This window comes from Anaerocolumna jejuensis DSM 15929 (assembly GCF_900142215.1).
GTDB classification, from domain to species: domain Bacteria; phylum Bacillota; class Clostridia; order Lachnospirales; family Lachnospiraceae; genus Anaerocolumna; species Anaerocolumna jejuensis.
The window spans coordinates 150994-169508 of sequence record NZ_FRAC01000009.1; the positions used below are offsets into that span (position 1 = coordinate 150994).

General features: G+C 41.5%; 14 protein-coding genes. 1 reads left to right on the forward strand and 13 read right to left on the reverse strand.

The window, feature by feature from the left end; all coding sequences use genetic code 11:
• Positions 1-577 precede the first annotated feature (577 nt).
• The 6 genes from BUB77_RS08590 to BUB77_RS08615 all read right to left on the reverse strand — a co-directional run bounded on the left by BUB77_RS08590 (position 578) and on the right by BUB77_RS08615 (position 8355).
• Positions 578-1744, reverse strand: a complete 1167-nt coding sequence (locus BUB77_RS08590) for an iron-containing alcohol dehydrogenase (protein WP_073274840.1) — start codon at positions 1742-1744, stop codon at positions 578-580.
• A gap of 14 nt (positions 1745-1758) precedes the next feature.
• Positions 1759-2178, reverse strand: coding sequence for a cupin domain-containing protein (locus BUB77_RS08595; RefSeq protein WP_073275219.1), 420 nt, complete (start codon positions 2176-2178; stop codon positions 1759-1761).
• Between the two features lie 43 nt (positions 2179-2221).
• Entirely contained in the window at positions 2222-3337 is a 1116-nt protein-coding gene (locus tag BUB77_RS08600) for an aldo/keto reductase (protein ID WP_073274841.1), read from the reverse strand.
• 251 nt (positions 3338-3588) lie between these two features.
• On the reverse strand, positions 3589-3864 hold the full coding sequence (locus BUB77_RS08605; protein WP_073274842.1) for a YciI family protein: 276 nt from the start codon (positions 3862-3864) through the stop codon (positions 3589-3591).
• Positions 3865-4012: 148 nt separating this feature from the next.
• Positions 4013-7651, reverse strand: a complete 3639-nt coding sequence (locus tag BUB77_RS08610; protein ID WP_073274843.1) for an FtsX-like permease family protein — start codon at positions 7649-7651, stop codon at positions 4013-4015.
• Positions 7651-8355 carry an ABC transporter ATP-binding protein gene (locus BUB77_RS08615; protein WP_278277712.1) on the reverse strand — a complete coding sequence of 235 codons (705 nt, stop codon included), beginning with the start codon at positions 8353-8355 and terminating at the stop codon, positions 7651-7653. The genes BUB77_RS08610 and BUB77_RS08615 overlap by 1 nt, the downstream gene beginning before the upstream one ends.
• A gap of 203 nt (positions 8356-8558) precedes the next feature.
• On the opposite strand from BUB77_RS08615, the gene BUB77_RS08620 reads away from it, so the two are divergent.
• Positions 8559-9155, forward strand: a complete 597-nt coding sequence (locus BUB77_RS08620; protein WP_073274845.1) for a TetR/AcrR family transcriptional regulator C-terminal domain-containing protein — start codon at positions 8559-8561, stop codon at positions 9153-9155.
• Between the two features lie 294 nt (positions 9156-9449).
• On the opposite strand, the gene BUB77_RS08625 is transcribed toward BUB77_RS08620, so the two are convergent.
• The 7 genes from BUB77_RS08625 to BUB77_RS08655 form a co-directional block, all read right to left on the reverse strand.
• Complete coding sequence (locus BUB77_RS08625; RefSeq protein ID WP_073274846.1) at positions 9450-9929, reverse strand: flavodoxin; 480 nt, start codon at positions 9927-9929, stop codon at positions 9450-9452.
• Between the two features lie 87 nt (positions 9930-10016).
• Positions 10017-10784 (reverse strand): carboxymuconolactone decarboxylase family protein, encoded by a 768-nt coding sequence (locus BUB77_RS08630; RefSeq protein WP_073274847.1) that lies wholly within the window; start codon positions 10782-10784, stop codon positions 10017-10019.
• A gap of 153 nt (positions 10785-10937) precedes the next feature.
• Entirely contained in the window at positions 10938-11897 is a 960-nt protein-coding gene (locus BUB77_RS08635; protein ID WP_073274848.1) for an aminoglycoside phosphotransferase family protein, read from the reverse strand.
• A complete protein-coding gene (locus BUB77_RS08640) occupies positions 11875-13230 on the reverse strand; it encodes an MATE family efflux transporter (RefSeq protein WP_073274849.1) in 1356 nt (451 codons plus the stop codon). The genes BUB77_RS08635 and BUB77_RS08640 overlap by 23 nt, the downstream gene beginning before the upstream one ends.
• A gap of 90 nt (positions 13231-13320) precedes the next feature.
• The gene (locus BUB77_RS08645; protein WP_073274850.1) at positions 13321-14382 is read right to left on the reverse strand and encodes an AraC family transcriptional regulator; all 1062 of its coding nucleotides are present in this window, start codon (positions 14380-14382) and stop codon (positions 13321-13323) included.
• A 276-nt stretch (positions 14383-14658) separates the two neighbouring features.
• Positions 14659-16737 (reverse strand): beta-galactosidase, encoded by a 2079-nt coding sequence (locus tag BUB77_RS08650; RefSeq protein ID WP_073274851.1) that lies wholly within the window; start codon positions 16735-16737, stop codon positions 14659-14661.
• A gap of 187 nt (positions 16738-16924) precedes the next feature.
• On the reverse strand, positions 16925-18487 hold the full coding sequence (locus tag BUB77_RS08655) for a DUF3502 domain-containing protein (protein ID WP_073274853.1): 1563 nt from the start codon (positions 18485-18487) through the stop codon (positions 16925-16927).
• Positions 18488-18515 lie beyond the last annotated feature (28 nt).

Genomic DNA, 18515 nt, shown 5'->3' on the forward strand with positions numbered 1-18515 from the left:
AGTAGTATAATACTAGCCGATTTGATTGCAGTTGTCAATATATCATTGCAATTTATTGCATTTTGATAAACTTTATTACACTTTAATGCACCTCATTTCAATAATGATATATAAATGTATTCTTTATAATTATTTTTCAAGCAGTAATCTATTATTTTCAATCATTAATCTTTCAAAAAATAATTTACATCAGTAATTTTTGATTTAGTATTTTTGATTCAGCAATTTTGATTTAGTATTTTTGATTCAACAATTTTGATTCCGTAATTTTGATTTAGTAATTCCGATTCCGTAAATTTGAACCAGCAATTTTATATCATAATTTAAATCAGTAAATTTGATTCAGCAATTGCAGGCTTGATAGCAGGAGGAATGGCAAGCAGGGACTAAATATCCAATTCCAGCTTTGTTTTCCATTTTCGTTTGTTATATAAACTCCCAAAAGCTTATGAAAAATGGCTGACCCATTTTCAGGTCAGCCATATCATTGCTCGATAGTATAATTTTTATAAATCCAATACCCATAATAAGAAATGCCAATTCCAGCAACTTCTGCAATACCCGCTCTTATTTCTTATTACAGACACATTCTGAAGATATTTTCAATATCCTGCTGATTTAATGGTTTAAAGCCGGGTAATACGTTTCCTTCGCAGGCTTTCTTAGCCATAATGCTGAAATTGGAATCATCAATCCCTATTTCGGTAAGGGTGCTCTGTAGTTTCAGGGTATGAAAGAGGAATTCCGATATCATTTCTACACTCTTCTTTGCCACCGTCATCGGCTCCAGGTTCTTATCAATGTCAAATACATTTACTCCAAACTGATAAAATTTTGATACAGTCGTCTCATCCAAGGTATAGGTGAGCCAGCGAGGAGTCAGAATTGCCAGTCCCAGTCCATGGGTAATATCATAGTATGCTGAAATCTCATGTTCCATAGGATGGCAGCTCCAAGCCTGCTGCTTTCCGCCGTCAACAAAACCGTTGATTGCCCAGGAGGAAGCCCACATCAGATTTGCACGTGCTTCATAATTTTCCGGATCACTCATGGCAACCGGCGCATATTTGATAATGGTCTTCATAAGGCCTTCCATGACACAGTCCAGCATATAGAGGTCCTGATTCATATTAAAATATACTTCCAGGATATGATTCAGCATATCAGCAGCACCGCAGGCCGTCTGGTATTCATTTACGGTGTAGGTATTGGTTGGATCAAGGAAGGATACCTTCGGTAAAAGGACAGGATGCATCAAGCCAATCTTATCTTTTGTTTCGATATTGCTGATAACGCCCCCTGCATCCATCTCAGAGCCGGTAGCAGAAAGGGTCAATACGGTAACAATCGGAAGAAAGTTTACTATCGGTGCCTTCTCCGTCATAATGTCCCAGGCATCCCCCTCATAAAAAGCTGCCGCTCCGATAAACTTTGTTGCATCAATAGTGGAGCCTCCGCCTACTGCAAGCAAAACATCTATCTTTTCCTTTTTACAGATATCCGCGCCCCTGTTTACTGAGGTAACTCTGGGATTTGGCTCAATACCGGAACACTCGAACAGCTCCAGTCCCGCCTTTTTAATTTCTGTCACAACCTTATTGTACAATCCTGTCTTTTTAATGGAACCGCCGCCGTACACCAACAGGACACGCCTGCCATATCCCGCTAATTCTTTCCCTAAGTGTCCCAGCTGATTTTCTCCAAAATATACTCTTGTTGGAATATCATAAATAAAACTGTTCATTCTCTTTCACCTCTTCATTTCTTACTATTATTATAAGTTTCCTCGGTCACTGCTTCCAGCCACTCATTGGAAGCACCCTCTGCCGGTATTTCAATTGCCAGATGGGAAAACCAGCTGTCCGGAGCAGCGCCATGCCAATGCTTCACCTCCGCGGGAATATTTACGACATCCCCCGTTTTCAACTCTCTGGCTGCTTCTCCCCATGCCTGGTAATATCCCCTTCCACCTGTTACTAAAAGAATTTGTCCTCCTTTGTGATGGATATGCCAGTTATTCCGGGCACCCGGCTCAAAGGTTACATTTCCAATTCCAACCCCTGTGGTGGTCAGCATATTTAAGTATGCCTGGCCGATAAAATATTTACTTAACATCTCCGGCAAGGGCTCCCCGGCCGGAAAGATAGTATCCGCTTTAAAATCAATATTTTCCTTCATAAAAGGCTTCCTTTCTTCCAGGCAATTCCAGTATATAGTCTGCTTATTTACGGTCAAATATTCCGCTGACTTCCTCTAAATAGTCCCTGATCGTCAAATGCTGAGGACATACAGTTTCACATTTACCGCATTTTATGCAGTCGGCTGCCTTGCCCTTCCCATTTGTATAGACCCCATAATACCATTCACTATTCCAGTCCTTGAATTGCTTCTTGGCATTATTGCAGGCAAAAAGGTCCGGTATTGGTATACTCTTTGGACATTCGTCAATACAGTACTTACAGGCTGTACAGGCAATATTATCCTGCCCCTTAAGCATTTCCCTGATATGGTCCACAATATTGTACTCCTCTTTTGTAAAAGGCTTGAATTCTTTCATGTACCCGATATTATCTTCCATCTGCTCTGCCGTACTCATTCCGCTTAATACCATAAAAACCTTCTCAAAGGAAGCACAATAGCGGATAGCATAGCTTGCATAACTTGCTTCCCTGTTATAATCCGAAAGGAGCTTTTTTGCTTCTTCCGGGAGATTCACTAGTACTCCGCCTTTTACCGGTTCCATTACAATAACAGGTTTATTGTATTTCTCACATATCTGATAGCATTTATAGCTTTCAATTCCCGGATCATCATAATCGGCATAATTGAACTGTATCTGAACGACTTCAACGTCCGGCTGTTCTCTAAGTATTTCTTCCAATACTTCTGCCTTGTCATGGAAAGATAATCCGATATGTTTGATTTTTCCTTCTTCCTTAAGCTGTCTGACAATCTCAAAGGCATGGCATTTCACATATTTCTGATAAAAATCACGGTTCATGGCATGCATCAGATAATAATCGAAATATTCGACGCCTGCGTTTTCAAGCTGTAATTCAAATAAAGGCCTGATTTCCTCTTCTTTTTTAAAGAAATGTGTCGTAAGCTTATCTGTAAGAATATACGCTTCTCTCGGATATCTCTTTACGAGACATTCTCTTAATGCAAGCTCGCTTTTTCCTTCCACATATCCATGAGCAGTATCGAAATAATTAAACCCCTCTTCCAAAAAGCGGTCAATCATCTGATTAAACTGTTCATAGTCCACTTCCCTTTCCATTCCTTCATTTCCCTCTTTCATGGGAAGCCTCATACAGCCAAATCCTAACTTCTTCATTTCTTTAACTCCTTTCAATACATTTATAATGAGTCGATTTTAGCAGATATGATACAACTCTGTTTCATTGACTCTTTCATGATATCACCTGGAGTTAGCTCCAACGCAAGCAGAAATTTCAAATTGTAAAATTTTGAAGCAAAAAGCAAAAAGGATGCTGCTACATCCCTGCTGCTACATCCTTTTTGCTGCACCCTTGTTACAATATCCCTGTTACAACACTCATGCTGCAATATCCTTGTTGCACTATACTACAGCAGATAATTATTTTCTTCATTGGCTTGTTCCAGCGTTCTGATTTCAAAAGTTTTACATCCGGAGGCAATAAACGGGTCGGCCTCTGCAATCTTTGTGGCTTCAGCCAGATCCTCAGCCAGGAAAACCACCATTCCTCCGGGATAATCTGAAAAAGGCCCGCAAAGTACAAGCCTGCCCTGGCTCTTTAATTCTTTTAAATGTTCAACGTGGCTCTTTACTATTTCCTCATTGAGGGGCTTTTGGTTTTTCATTAAGTATACGAATGTCATTGTTCTGGCTCCTTTGGTAAGTTATTATAATTCGCTGTTTTGTAATTCTATTATACCGTATATTGGATAGGAAATATATCAAAATAATCTACTTTTTTACCCCTGCAAAAGGAGTTCCAAGCATAATAAGATAACATACTGTTGTGATTTAATCCACGGATTTTAAAGACTCTAACATGTCGATATTCTTAATACGGGGTTTCATACATTGATTGACAACCCAGGTAAAGAACAAGGTGAGAATACCTGCTCCCATATACCCCTGCCAGGTAAGCTCCCTGGTGAGCAATATCATATCCGGTTCCACTGTTGATATTACCGCCCGGTATAGGAATATTCCACCGAATAGGCCTAGCAGACATCCAATAATTGATAAAACAACTGTTTCACGGAAAATATAACTATAGGTCTCTTTATCATAGAAGCCCAGTACCTTCAGCGTTGCCAGTTCTCTTTGCCGTTCTCCTATATTAATGTTAGTCAGGTTATATAAAACTACAAACGCAAGGAGGCCGGCTGCAATAATAAGTATCCATATAATATTGTTTACGCTGTTGATGGAAGTTCTGATATTTCCCATAAGGTCATCCGTAAAGGAGATAATACCGGTATCGGATGCAGTGGTTAAATAGTCCTTTATTTCATCCTTACTGTGGGAATCCTTTGCCACAGCAAAAAACTGGTTATAATCAGGTGCCTCGCCGAATACTTTTTCGTAAGCCCGGCTTCCCAGATAGACATAATTAAAGGCATAATTATTTGTAATACCCGTTATGGTAACGGAGTGGTATTTATTATCATCCAGGTATTTTACCTTAATTGTATCCCCAATACCCACATTCAGATTCATTGACAGCTTTTCTGTAACAATAGCACTATCCTGATGAAAAGCAATGTCATTCTTTGATTCCGGATTGGTAAGGGTAACAAAATTTGTGAAGCTTTCAGCATCCTTCGCAGCAATAATATAAACATTGGAGGTATTTCTGTCATCATCCGATAGACCGGCTTCAGCAGATTTACGTAGTACTATGGTTGACTGTTCAAAATACGTTTTATCTGCCAGCAAGGAAAACAGCTCATCCGATGGTGCTTTTTCATTGAACCCCACTGTCACATTATAGTGGAATATTCCGTCAAACTGTTTATCCAGCAGGGTCCTAACAGCATTTTTAGCACCAAAGGCAGTAACTACAAGAGCCGTACAACCAATGATACCGATAAGGGTCATGACCAGACGCTTCTTGTTCAATCCCAGATTTCTTACGGTTACTTTCTTTGTGAAGGAAAGATTGTTCCATATAGGCTTTACATATTCTAACAATACTCTCTTGCCGCTCTTTGGAGCCTTAGGACGCATCAATTCAGCCGATGATTCAACTAGTATTTTTTTCGCTGCAATACCGGTGGAAAGCGTAATAATGAAAACCGTTGCAAATATTGATATAAATGCTATACCGGTATAAAAAGCCGGAGTTAACTGCGGCAATGCAAATACAATATTGTAAGCATTCCAGATAATGGTCGGCAGCAGCCAGAATCCCAACAATACCCCTGCAATACTTCCGACAATACTGGCGGAAGCGGCGTATTTTAAATATCTGCCTGCGATTTTACCATTGGAATAGCCAAGAGCCTTAAAGGTACCGATAAGTGTTCTGTCCTCATCAACCATTCTTGTCATAGTTGTCAGGCAGACAAGTGCTGCCACAAGGAAAAATATAACGGGGAATACCGTTGCCAGGTCGTGCATACGGCCGGCATCATCATTATAAGTGACAAAGGATTCATTCATGTCACGGTCCAGCACATACCACTTAGGTTCTCCTAAATCTGATAATTTTTTCGAAGCATCCTCTATTTCCTGTTTTCCATCTGACAGCTTACCATCGGCTTCCGCCTTTTTGTCATCATACTCCTGCTGGCTGCCCGCAATTTTCTTTTCACCATCCTCTATCTTGCTTCTGGCATCCCTAAGTCCCTTCCTTCCATCGGCAAGTTTGGTATCTGCTTCAGATTTCTGCTTATTATATTCTAAAAGGCCTGTCTGATAGGATTGCTTTGCTGCAGTCAGCTTACTTTCGGCACTTTGTAACTGTACTCGTGCCCTTTTAAGTTCTGCTGTCTTTGCCGAATATTCTGCTTCTTCACTGCTCAGTTTCTTCTTAGCAGCCGCCAGTTCTGTACCTGCTTTCTTTAATTTCGTATTAGCCCCATAATACTCTTCCCATTTCTTTGCCAGGTTGTCCTTTGAGGAAACTAAGGATAGAAGATTTTCATACTGCTTCCTTGAGGTATCGAGCTGCATCTTAAGGGAATCCAGTTGCCCAATCTGCTGGGCGGCCTGCTGTTCAGTTAAGCCTGCTCCCCTTAGGGCTTGCTGATATTTCGCATTCCATTCTGCATATTCTTTGGAATCCGGCGCTCCAGCATCTCTTGCGGCTTTTAAGGCGGCAAGCTGCGAAAGAGAATCATACTGGGACTGCGAAATCTCCAGCTGCTTTTTCATAGAGGGCAGTGCTGCTTCGATTTGTTCCAGGGTCATACCTGTTGAACTTTCTGCTGCCTTTACTCCTGCATCATATTGGGCCTGTGCCCTATCAAGAGCCTTTTTATTTTGAGACAGGAGGGATTTATTATCGGTAAACTCTGTTTCTCTGGCATAGTACTCCCTCCAGCCATTGTCAAGCTTTTCCCTCGCTGTCTTTAACTGTGCCTCGGCTGAATATAATTCCTTCTGCTTTGCCGAAAGCCCCCTGTCTCCTTCAGCGATTTGTACAGCAGCACCCTCAAGCTTAATCCTGGCATCTGTCAGCTTCTTATCTGCCTCCCCCTTCCGAGTGTTATATTCCGCTAAACTGCCTGCATATTGTTCCTTGGCATCTGCCAGAGTTTTTCTGCCATCCGTAAGCTTTTCTTCTGCATTGGCAAGTTTTCCATTAACCTCCTTTACTTTCTTGGCATATTCCTTCCTGGCATCTGCCAAATCGGACCGAAACTTCTCATACCGCAAGGTCTCCCTCTGGCCTGCCAATACTTTAAGCCTGTCAGCTGTGGCATCTATCTGCTGAAAATATTCCTGTTCAAAGGCATTTTTCTCTTTAGCTCCCTCTATCGTCACATAGAGATCGGTATAGCTGTCTATGATAAAATTACTCTCCGGGACATAGAGGACATAATCTACAGAACCGCTGCCTACCGATGTATTTCCCTGCATAAATGACAGGTAGTAGGGAGTCTCTGCAATTCCTGAAATAGTATAATCGGTTCTGCCCAGGGTATCAGGGATAGAATTATTCGAAGCACTGTCAAGTGAAATGGTACTGCCTATGGTAATATTCTTCAATCCGATGGAGGGACGGACAATAATTGCTTCATTGCTGTTTTTCGGCCATTTTCCGTCAATTAGTTTCAGCTGGTTGATATAATCCTCCGCTTCCGGGTCCTTCGTATTGGATAAACCGTTTAAACGAAAAGCATAATCCTTATCCCCGGCCGTTCCCGTAGCATCCACCGTATAGCTTGCCATAACACCCAAAACACCCTCTGTGTTTCTGATTGCCGAAATATCTTCTTCCGTAAATCCATAGGTAGAAAGCATCCGGATATCCATTACATTCTGCTTGTCATAATACTCATCCCCAACCCTCTTCATATTGGGGGAAACGGCTGCAAGCCCTGCAAATATCCCTGCTCCCAGAAAAGAAATCAGGGCAATGGATATAAAACGTGTGGCAGTACTTTTAACAGCACGTCTTGCACTTTTCTGAAATGATACACTTTTCATTACCACTCAATCCTTTCCGCGGGCATAGGATCTGGATTTACCTGCATCTCTGAAACCGTACCGTTGCTGACACGGATTATCCGGTCCCCTAATGCTTCAAATGCTGAGTTATGGGTGATTATTACTACTGTCTTGCCGTTATTTCTGCAGGTATCCTGTAATAATTTCAGAATATTCTTGCCTGTCACATAATCAAGTGCTCCTGTTGGCTCATCACAAAGCATCAGCTTTGGATTTTTCGCAAGGGCCCTTGCTATTGCTACACGCTGCTGTTCACCGCCGGATAACTGGGACGGAAAGTTCTGAAGCCTTTCTCCAAGTCCCACATCTTTAAGACATTGAGTGGCATCCAGCGGATTTTTGCATATCTGAGATGCTAATTCTACATTCTCAACAGTTGTCAGATTCTGAACCAGATTATAGAATTGGAATACAAATCCGATTTCCTCCCTGCGGTACTTGATCAACTGGTTTCGGTTATATTTACTTATTTTTGCTCCGTCTAAGAATATATCTCCTGAAGTACAGCTATCCATGCCGCCAAGCATGTTCAGAACTGTGGTTTTTCCCGCTCCGGAAGGGCCCACTATAATAACCAGCTCCCCTTCCTTTATGATAAAGTTAACACCTTTTACCGCCTCAACTTTAACTTCGCCGCTTTGATAAACTTTACGTACATTGTCGAATTCTACAAATGCCATTATTATTTGCCTCCCTTTGCTGTAATAGTTTTTAGCGCCTGCCTCCTTTTCACATTATAGCTGGGGGTAAAAGCCTTAGAAATGGTCAATTACCCTTGTTTTGTATAAAAACCGGACAAATTCCACTTAATTGTGGAATAAAAGCAGCTTAACATTGTCAAATTATCCGGACAGCTGTATAATAATACCAGGAAAGGAGAACTATCTTGAAGCACGAAACAACTACCTTAATGACCAAAAGGGCACTGGCATCTTCCCTAAAAAAAATCATGGAGAAGAAACCTCTCAGCAAAATCTCAGTGCGGGAAATTATTGAAGACTGCGGTGTTAACCGTAAAACTTTCTATTATCATTTTCAGGATATCTATGCCCTGGTCAAATGGATTTTTGAAGAAGAAGCAATAGAAGTTGTAAAGCAATATGATTTGATAGTGGATTACGTGGATGCCATCCGGTTTACTTTAAATTATGTGGAAGAAAACAAGGTAATCTGCAATTGCGCCTTTGATGCCCTTGGCAGAGATGAACTAAAACGGTTTTTCCAAAAAGATTTTTTTTCATTTGTTGAAAATATCATAACACAGCTATCAGAAGGAAAAAATATTCCGGAAGATTTTAAGGAATTTCTCATAACCATTTATACGGAATCTCTTGCCTCTCTTCTGATTGAATGGCTTCGTAATAAAGAGGACCGGGACCGGGAAAAATTTATCCGCTATATTTCCATCGCCTTCTACGGTACTATTGAGCAGGTACTTTCGAGAGCTGAAACGGAATTATCCCCTCCCAAAAGGCTTCCTTAAAAGTGAAAGGGGGTTGAAAGTATGGGCATTCGAAATTGTATAAAAGAGTCGTTCAGTATTGCCGGCAAAGAAGGTTCCGCAAATGGCTTTCCCTTTCTCAGCCGGAAGGCAATTAAGGCTGGAAATCCTTTGGTGGATTTTCCAGCCTTATATTCTGCGATAAGGATGATATCACATATTTTCTTTTAGCCAGGATTCCACAGCACCTTTTGCGGCTGCGGCATGAGTACCATGTTACTTATATATATTCTATTTTGTGTTTCAGCTCCATACGTTTAACCTGCAGTTTATACTTCATTTCAGCATACCTTCTATCCAGTTCTCTATATCCTTTCCAGATGTTTTTAATGTGTCTTCTGAAAATTCAATGTTCCTCTCCTTTACAACCTCTGAGTCAGGGCATAATTTCCGTATGTCCTGAAAAGTATGTCCAAGCCATCCGGCATTCGTGGCGAACGGAATAATTCTCTTACCTGTTAAATCTGTACCCGACAAAAACGTCCGAACTGCCGGTGTCAGGGTATACCACCATACCGGCGTACCCAAAATGATGGTATCATATTGCTCCAACTGTATATTCATTGGCTGAATCGGCGGCTTAAATCCCTCATTTATTTCTTTCTGTCCCTGCTCTACCACCTCATTATAGCTTCCTGTATATGGTGTAACTGTCTTTATCTCGAATAAATCTCCACCCATCTTATGCTGAATCATTTCCGCTATTTTTTTCGTGTTATTGGTATATGAATAATATACTATTGCTGCTTTTCTCATTTCTTCCACTTCTTTCTTATTTATTCTAGGCTTACATGGGATTCTCAAAAGTATTTGTTTTAACCTGACTGTGCACTATCCCGGTGATTAACTCTTTTCTACAGCCAGGGATGCCGCTTCCGTGACACAGCGAAGGGCATTCAAGCTCCTTGGATAACCAATATAGGGCAGACACTGGGATATGATCTGAATCAGAAAGTGCGTGTCATTGCCAATTCGCATATTGGCCGCTGCATGGCTGGTAAGCTGAGGCTCGCAGCCGCCCTGGGCAGACAGAAAGCAGAAGGTAATCATCTCCCGCAATTTATAATCAAGGCCTGTACGGGTGTAATAGTCTCCGAAACAATTTTCTGCCAGCCAGTAATTGATATGGCGGACCTCCTCCGCTCCTGATTTATAAAACTCTGCCATCTGAGGCCCGAAAATGTCTACCTGGGCCTGAATTCCCTTTTCCAGACGGTTATCTGCAGTTGTGGTCGCCTGTCCTTTTAAAGGCAGGCGGATTCCCCTCTCTTTCAGCACATCGTTGGTAACCTGCAGGAAGTCAAGCACCCTCCCAATGCCAAGGTAAGCAGCTGCCTGATATACAATCTCTTTGATTTCAACCGGAGAAACTCCGAGATTCAGTGCTGCCTCCATCATAATCCGGTATCCACTTTTACACTGGGCGCCGACAAGAGCTGCCAGAATTGCAAGCATACGTGTCCGGTTATCCAAATCACCACCCTTCACCACTTCATCAAAGGCAAAGTTATCAAAAAGCTCAATAAATTCCGGATCTGTTTCTAATAATTCCGATACATACCCCGGAAGCATTTTTTCATGATAATTCTTTGCAAATCCGCTAATTGCCATAGGTTTGCTCCTTTCTTAACTTATATTTTTTATTTGTCTTATAATAGCCTACCACTTGAAGCAGGCTCCAAGTCAAGAAAAATTTGTTCAAAACAGAAAAAGCCAATCCGAAAAAATTTACGGATTGGCTATATCACAGTGCAATATTTCATATTATGCATTTGTTTTTAAAAGAGCATATTGCCTGGTCAAAATATCTGTTGACCAGTTATACATATCCATTGTTTCATATTTTCGATATTCACATTCAAGTGCAACCAGAATCATAAGATAAATATCATACCAAAGAGCCCGTCGTTTTTGGCTGGCGCTTAATTCCAGCCCATACCCTTTTTGGAAATCAGTGTTATCCGAATAGGTTCTAAACCCTACCTCCAGCAAGGGATCAGCCCAAAGACTGCGCTCCCAGTCAATAAAGCCTGTAATCCTTCCAGCTTCTACAAATATATTGCCATCCCAGCAATCCCAATGCACCAGTTTAGGTACTGTTACCTCATCAAAAATACTCTTATCCTTTTCTAAATAACCCCATATTTCTTCTACGGGAATTTTTAAGTCGACCTTTCCTCTTTTCGCATCAGCAATCCCCCCTTTTAACATCCTGCCGAAAACATCATACCAATTATTCCCCTGAAATTCTGGCTGTCCAGGATAACCAAAGCACGGACAATTAATTTCATTGATTCTTTGATTAATTTTTCCTGCCTCTATATATATCCTCTGAATTTCTTCCTGTGATAAAGTGTCCTTTACTGAATTCAAGCTGTGTCCTTTTAGTTTTTCCATGAAAAAATAGGGAGACGAAGAAATCATACAGCTGTCATCATACCCCAGCATTTTCGGAACCGGAATATCCGCATGCTTTGCCGCCATCTTCATTGCTTCCACTTCGCTGTACATAATATTTTTCTCATAAGTCATAACCGTCACATTGGGTGATGGAGCAATTTTCAAAATGACTGCCTCTCCATCCCCTAGCGTGATTTCATAGGCTAAATTAAAATATCCTTCTGTCAGCTCCTTATAGCTTTTTAATTCATTAGAGCCAAAAAATTTTTTTACCATTTCATGGATTGTTTCTTCCTTCTGTTTATTTTTCGTTAAGCTCTCCATGTATCCTTGCTCCCTTCTGAAATTTTAAATATTCATATACAGACCAGCCCGCGGTAAGAACATCACCAAAGACATAAGTCCACCACATAACTGCCAAATTCATTGTCTCTCTGCTGATAAAGAGAAGCGGCAGACGAATGATAAAAATGCTGCACAAGGATAACAGCAGCATCTTTTTTCCATTCCCGATTGCCTGAAAATAAGCTTGTACTATTGGAATGGTTCCGCTTGCTGCAAATGAAATGCAAATGATTTTCAAGGCCCCCTTCCCCATACTTATGATTTCCGCATTACTGGTAAACACCGTCAGGATTCGTTCTGCTCCAAAATAGCAGCACACAGCAATAAAAACCCCATATATCAAATTGAAGCGGCCGGCATAAAACACGGTTCTTTTTACCCTTTTAATCTCTTGGCGGCCCCATTCAAATCCTAATATCGGTTGAATTCCCTGCATAACCCCGGTGAATGGTGTGGCTAAAAAGCCCTGGATTCTGGATATAATGGCAAATGTGCTGATAGCCAGGGTCCCCCCGACCTGATTTAGTACATGATTCCAGGCAATGCCAATAAAGCTGCCACCAAAGCTGCTGAGAAGAGCCGGGACACCTATATATAAGATTTCCCTGCTTATCTTCCAGTTCCACCGGATATCTCTAAGCCCAATCCTGCAAGGAGTTGAGCGCCTGATAAAGAAGTAATAGGCACTGGTTCCCGCTGAAAACAGTTGTGCAACTAAAGTTGCCAGAGCTGTTCCGGTAATCCCCATATCAAAAGCAAAAATAAATAAAGGATTCAATGCTATATTGATTATCACCGGGAAGGACCATTGCAGCGTTGAAAAGAGAATATCTCCTTCTGCACGCATGATTCCGGAAAATCCTGTACTAATTACGGTACTCAAAAGAATAATGCGCCCGTATTGTACCGCATATGGGTAAATTTCTGCCGTACACCCCAATAAATACAGCAAAGGCTTCAGGAACACAATGCCAGTTATGGTAATTGCCAAAGAACAAAGCAGCCATATCCACATTATGCACCCCACAATAGCTTTGGCATTTGTTTGATCTTTTTCTCCTAATTTTCTGGAGATAATAGAACCTCCTCCGGCTCCCAAGGTAGAGCTGATGCCCCCGATCAGCACTAGAACCGGCGAGAAAATTCCAATAGCTCCGCTTGCAACACTTCCAACTCCTTTCGAAACAAACAATGTATCCGTAATCGTGTAAATGTTAAACAGCATGATTGAAAATGTAGTCTGCGTGCACAGCTCAAGCATGAGCTTTCCTATGGATGCCGTTTCCAATTTGTTCTTTTGCGTTTTTTCCAATATAATGTCCTCGCTGTAAAAATTCAGGATAAAGGCTCCTGCATCATTCCTTTATCCTGAATTTTACACACCTGGATGTCTTTTTTCTATTCATTCATTTGATAAATTGTCTATTTTATTTTTACTATGTAATTTTCTGTATTTTGTGGGAGAAATTCCATATTTCTCTTTGATTCCTTTATAAACAGGTATTGCATTTTGGTAGCCGACCATCAAAGCTATTTTTTCTACGGAACATTTTGAATTTTCCAGCAAAATGGCAGCCTTCTCTAATCGGCATTTCCGAACCAGGTCCTGAAAATTCATATTACAATTCCCCTTAATGATCCTGCTTAAATAACTCTGATTAAAGGAAAATTTCTGTGATAATTCTTCCAGCGTAACGGTTTCACTGTGGTCATAAATATACTGCATTATTTTCCCTGTCTGCAAAGAGCTGTGAGCTATTTTATACCTTATATTGCTGTATTCTTCATTTTTTCTTTGAAGGAAAATCATAAGCAGCTGTAAGCAGCTCTGTATTGCTGCCTCAGAATGTTGCTGCTGAAGGTAATACTCCGTCACGATCCGTTCAATTAATAATTTGCCCTCGCCAATGCAGTTTTGGAACTGCAGGTAATGATAGTATTCCTTCCGTTCTGATTTTGCATTTACAAAGAAATCATATAAATGGTTTTCATGTTCAATATTCTGGATAAAATTATGTGAAATCCAGGATACCGGGACAACAATCTTAATTAGAACGGCATCTTCATCCTCCTGCAGCAAAGCGTGAGTAACATTCTGATTCAGCATAAATAAATCGCCCTCCTGTAAGACATGGCAGTTATCAAGGCTTTCTATAAACTGCTTACATTCTCCCTGGTATACATACAGGATTTCAATAAAGTCATGCTTATGGAAATACAAGGGCATCCGGCAAATATGCACCTTTGCCGAAAACTGACTTTGTACCCTTGTAAGTATTTGTTTATCCGTCTTTGTATGAGTAACATTCGGAAAATGATAGGTTCCTTCTTTCAGCTGGCATTGTAAATCAGCATCCACTTCATACTCATCCAGCATAACCTCATCAATCTCCCTCTCCATCCGTTCAGATTCCAGTTTTTTTGATAAAGACAGTATATCATTAAAATTTATGCTATCATCCATATCGATCCCCCATGCATTTTGCAAGCTTGATTGCGATACTGCTTAAATAGAAAGATAAAAATGCAATGCATTTTTCAATCTACCTCCTAGGCATTTCACAATCCTGCTTCCGATACTGCTAAAATAGGATTTTGAAAAATGCATTTCATTTTTCTTAATTTATATTCTATTTCAAGTATAGAAAAATAGCAAATACTGTTCCAGAAATTCTGCATGTTGGATTCATTTACTAACGATAACGAATCCGAAAGAGATAACCAGATTTACTTATCTGTATCAAATACGAGCATTCAAGCAATCCTTATATTCAGCTTCGACAGATGCCTGATAGATATCACAGGCGATTCCGTCCTTAAACTCGGGCCAAATCTCCAGATAACATTCTGCCTTTTCTTTCAAAGCCTGGATTTCAACCTGAAGCTTTTCCGGGAAGCCATAGCGTTTTAATCCGATTTCCCAGGTCTGGCCGGTATAGAACCAGTCATCCTCCCATTCACCTTTGACATAAAGCTTCGCACTGTCACCTCCGAAATCTATCCGCAGGAAGCAGTCTTCTATATCAGAAGGATACTGTATTGTAAACTCATAGACCTTTATGCCCGCAGCCTCCCGTATTAAAGTATATTCAACCCTGCCGGAAGGCCTGTCAGAGAGTTTCTCATATACCGAAAAGCCCTTTTCTTCCCCTGTATAGCGGTAACCGGCAGGAGGGGCGGAAAGCCTTGGATACGCTTTTACCTGGTGTGTACTGCGGCTGAGAATGGCATGCCCTGTGTCAGTCTCTATAACATTTCCGCAGGTAATCAGAAGATATTCCCTATCCCCTTCTACCTTCCAGGCATTAAGGGCCTCTTCCCTTGTTATGGTAAGTATTTCTGCCTTATCCGGTTTTTTTACCCATTGATAGTCAGGAGCAGTGTCTGTATAAAACACATAGGTATCCTTTTCCCCGTTATGCAGGACACACAGCGGTGTTGCCATGGCAGACTTAAGCATTCCATCTCCCACCGGCATATAAAATGGCAGAAAGAAAAAGTCACCATTTTTGATATCTCTTGCCGGAAAGGTGATAACCTCACTGTCCAGCTCAACCTTTAAAACCTCAGACAAATGCTCCGCCATGGTATACCTTCTCTGATAATTATTCACAAAGAGATACCCACTGTTATCTTTCCTGCGCACGGAGGTCCTTAAATCCTTCAGATTATTCTGGTACAAGGGATTACTCTCCGGTATAAAGGGTTCCATTTCGCAGAAAGAGCTTCCAAAATCACGAAGGAACATTGCCAGCAGCTTAATTTCCTTTAAAGTTTCCGACATCTGCCCGTACTCTCTGATGGGTGCCGCAAAATCATAGCTGTAAACCGGAAGGTCATTGGGGTACCCTGTTTCTCTGGATTCCTGAAGTGTTGTTCTTTTTCCCTTTGGATTGGTACCGCCGTGATACATATAGTACCCAAGGAGATTTACCCCGCAGCCCAGCTTAACCATAGACATGGCACCAATATCCTTCGGATGGGCTACCGGCCTTCTGTGGCGGGTGACCTGCAGCCCTCCGCCAAGCTCTGCGGTAAGAAAAGGGAATTTATGAATGTCAAAGGTAATTCCGGCACCAAAACCATAATCACTTCCGATATTATGGTCATTTCTTTCCTCCGTAAACACATAATTCCCACTTGGTTCAATCTCCGTAAGCCTTTGATCCCAGGGTGCTTCGCAATAACCTCCCATTACCGGCAAAAGTCCCCCCGTAACGGCTCCGCCCCAGCCTGTGGCCGTATAATAAGGCACCAAAAATCCAGCTTCCTTTGCCAGTCCGGTAAGGCATCTCATATGCTCTTCTCCAGCTTCTCCCTGGAGCCCTCCGCAATGACCGTATTCATTTTCTATCTGTATGCCGATGATAGGGCCGTTATCCTTATAAAGCAGTCCTTCCACCTCTTCGGCCAGCTTCTTGTAATAGCGCTTTACCTCTGCAAAATATTCCTCGTTATTTGACCTGATTTCAAAGCTTTTCTTTAACAGCCAGTCCGGTAAGCCGCCGTTTCTGACTTCTCCATGGCACCAGGGACCGATTCTTAGAAACATTGTCAGCCCGGTTTCCTTTACCAGCTCTGTAAAAGCTCTTAAGTCTCTCACTCCGCTAAAATCATATTCCCCCTCCACTTCTTCATGATGAATCCAGAATGCATAGGCAGATACCGTCTCTATTCCTCCGGCCTTCATCTTGTAAAGGGATTCCTTCCAGTATTCCTTCGGATACCGGCTGTAATGGAATTCTCCCATCATGGGAAACCATGGCTTTCCGTTCTTTGTCATGTATTTTGGGGTGAACCCATACTCGATTTTGCTCATTTCTTATTCCTCCTGTAGGTCTTATTCCTGTCTGGTCAATTTCAATCTGCATATCTTTCCGAATACCGAAGGTGATACAATTATTATACCTATTCTCAGGCTGTCTTCTTCTGTTCTATACCGGGCAGCTGATAGCAGCAATGGGGACTGAAAAAGTACAGTCCCCATTATTCCTAAAGCAGCCTCTTTATTTGCCGGCAGAATAGGTCTCAGCCTGCTTCTTTATTTCATCATATACCGCCTGGATTCCGGCATCCTCAAGCTGCTTGCGCAGTTCTGCCACAGCTTTATCCACATCTCCTGCCATTCCAAGGATAAGGGGAGTATAATACTGATCCAATACTGTCTCAATGGCCGCTGCCTGTGAGCTTACATTTGCGTTATTAAAGGTAAACCCGTCATAAATATGCTCCGGTTTGATACTGGCATTCCAGGAATCCTTGATTGCCTGAACTTTCTTATCCACATCGTCAGGATTTGCTTTGAACTCCGTACGTTTGATGTTCATATTAACCCAGCCCCAGTTACAGTTGGCATCCACCCCATAATTGGATTCATCTAAAACACTGTACTGGTTGTTATCTTCCGTTTTCCAGTGAGTACCTTCAATTCCAAGGGAAGTTAAATCCTGGATATCCGGATTGGTATAGAATTCATTTAAAACCATCATGGCACGTTCTTTGTTCTTACTTGCGGCATTGATAGCCATACCGTTATTGATATAAGCATTTACAGCCTTTGCAACCTTTGGTGATGTATCATAAATCTGGCATTTCCAGTCGGGATGCTCTTTGTTGGCCTGATCCACATAAGTCTCGGTAGTGCCGATGTTCCAGATCAAGGAAGCTGCTGTTCCGTTCAGGAAGCCATCCTGCCTTTCTTCTGTTGTTGCCAGGGAATCTGCAGACCAGTAGCCCTTATCGAATAATTCCTTTGCCAGCTTGCAGTATTCGGTAAAGCCATCCCAGTCAAGAGCATAGGTAATTGTCTTATCCCCGGAATTAAGGGTATTATACAGAAAAAGCTCTTTGGTAGAGGTTCCGCTTACCGTGTCCATCCCTTTATCCAATAAATACTGGTAGTAAAGCCCTCCTGCCTGTGTTCCCAAAGGTGAAATCCCCGACTCCTTTGATGCAACATCTCCAAAAAACTGAATCAGCTGATCAAAGCTTGTAATATCGCTGTATCCGTATTTTGCAAGTAAATCACCCCGAAGCCCTACTACATTGTTACCGAATTCGTTCTGATAATTAGGTACCATATAAATACTTCCGTCAATGGCAGCCTGATTCCAGGCCACTTCCGGAACCGCCTTCAGGATATCCGGTGCATAGGTATTCAGGAAATCCTTTGTAAGGGCATAGAAGCCTCCCATTGCAACTGTATTTTCATAATGTCCCCAGCCGGCAGCTGTAAAAATCAAGTCAAAATCTTCACCACCGGAAAATAACAGGGAGTATTTCTTGTCATGCTCGCTCCAGGAAAGGAAATCAACCTCAACGGTTGCATTGACCTTTTCTTTCAATATTTTGTTGACCTCTGCATATACCTTGTCAAAATCCGGTGTTCGCTCGCCTAAAAGATACATTTTCAAAGTTACCGGTTCAGAAATATCAACCCGATTTAATGTCTTTCCTTCTGCCGATACCCGCTTTTCTTTTCCCTCCGTTTTCTTATCCTGGCTGCAGCCTGTAAACATCGCAGCTATCAAAGTCAATACCATGATAATGGAAAAAATTCTTTTTTTCATAAAATCCCCTTTCTTTCATATCAAATCT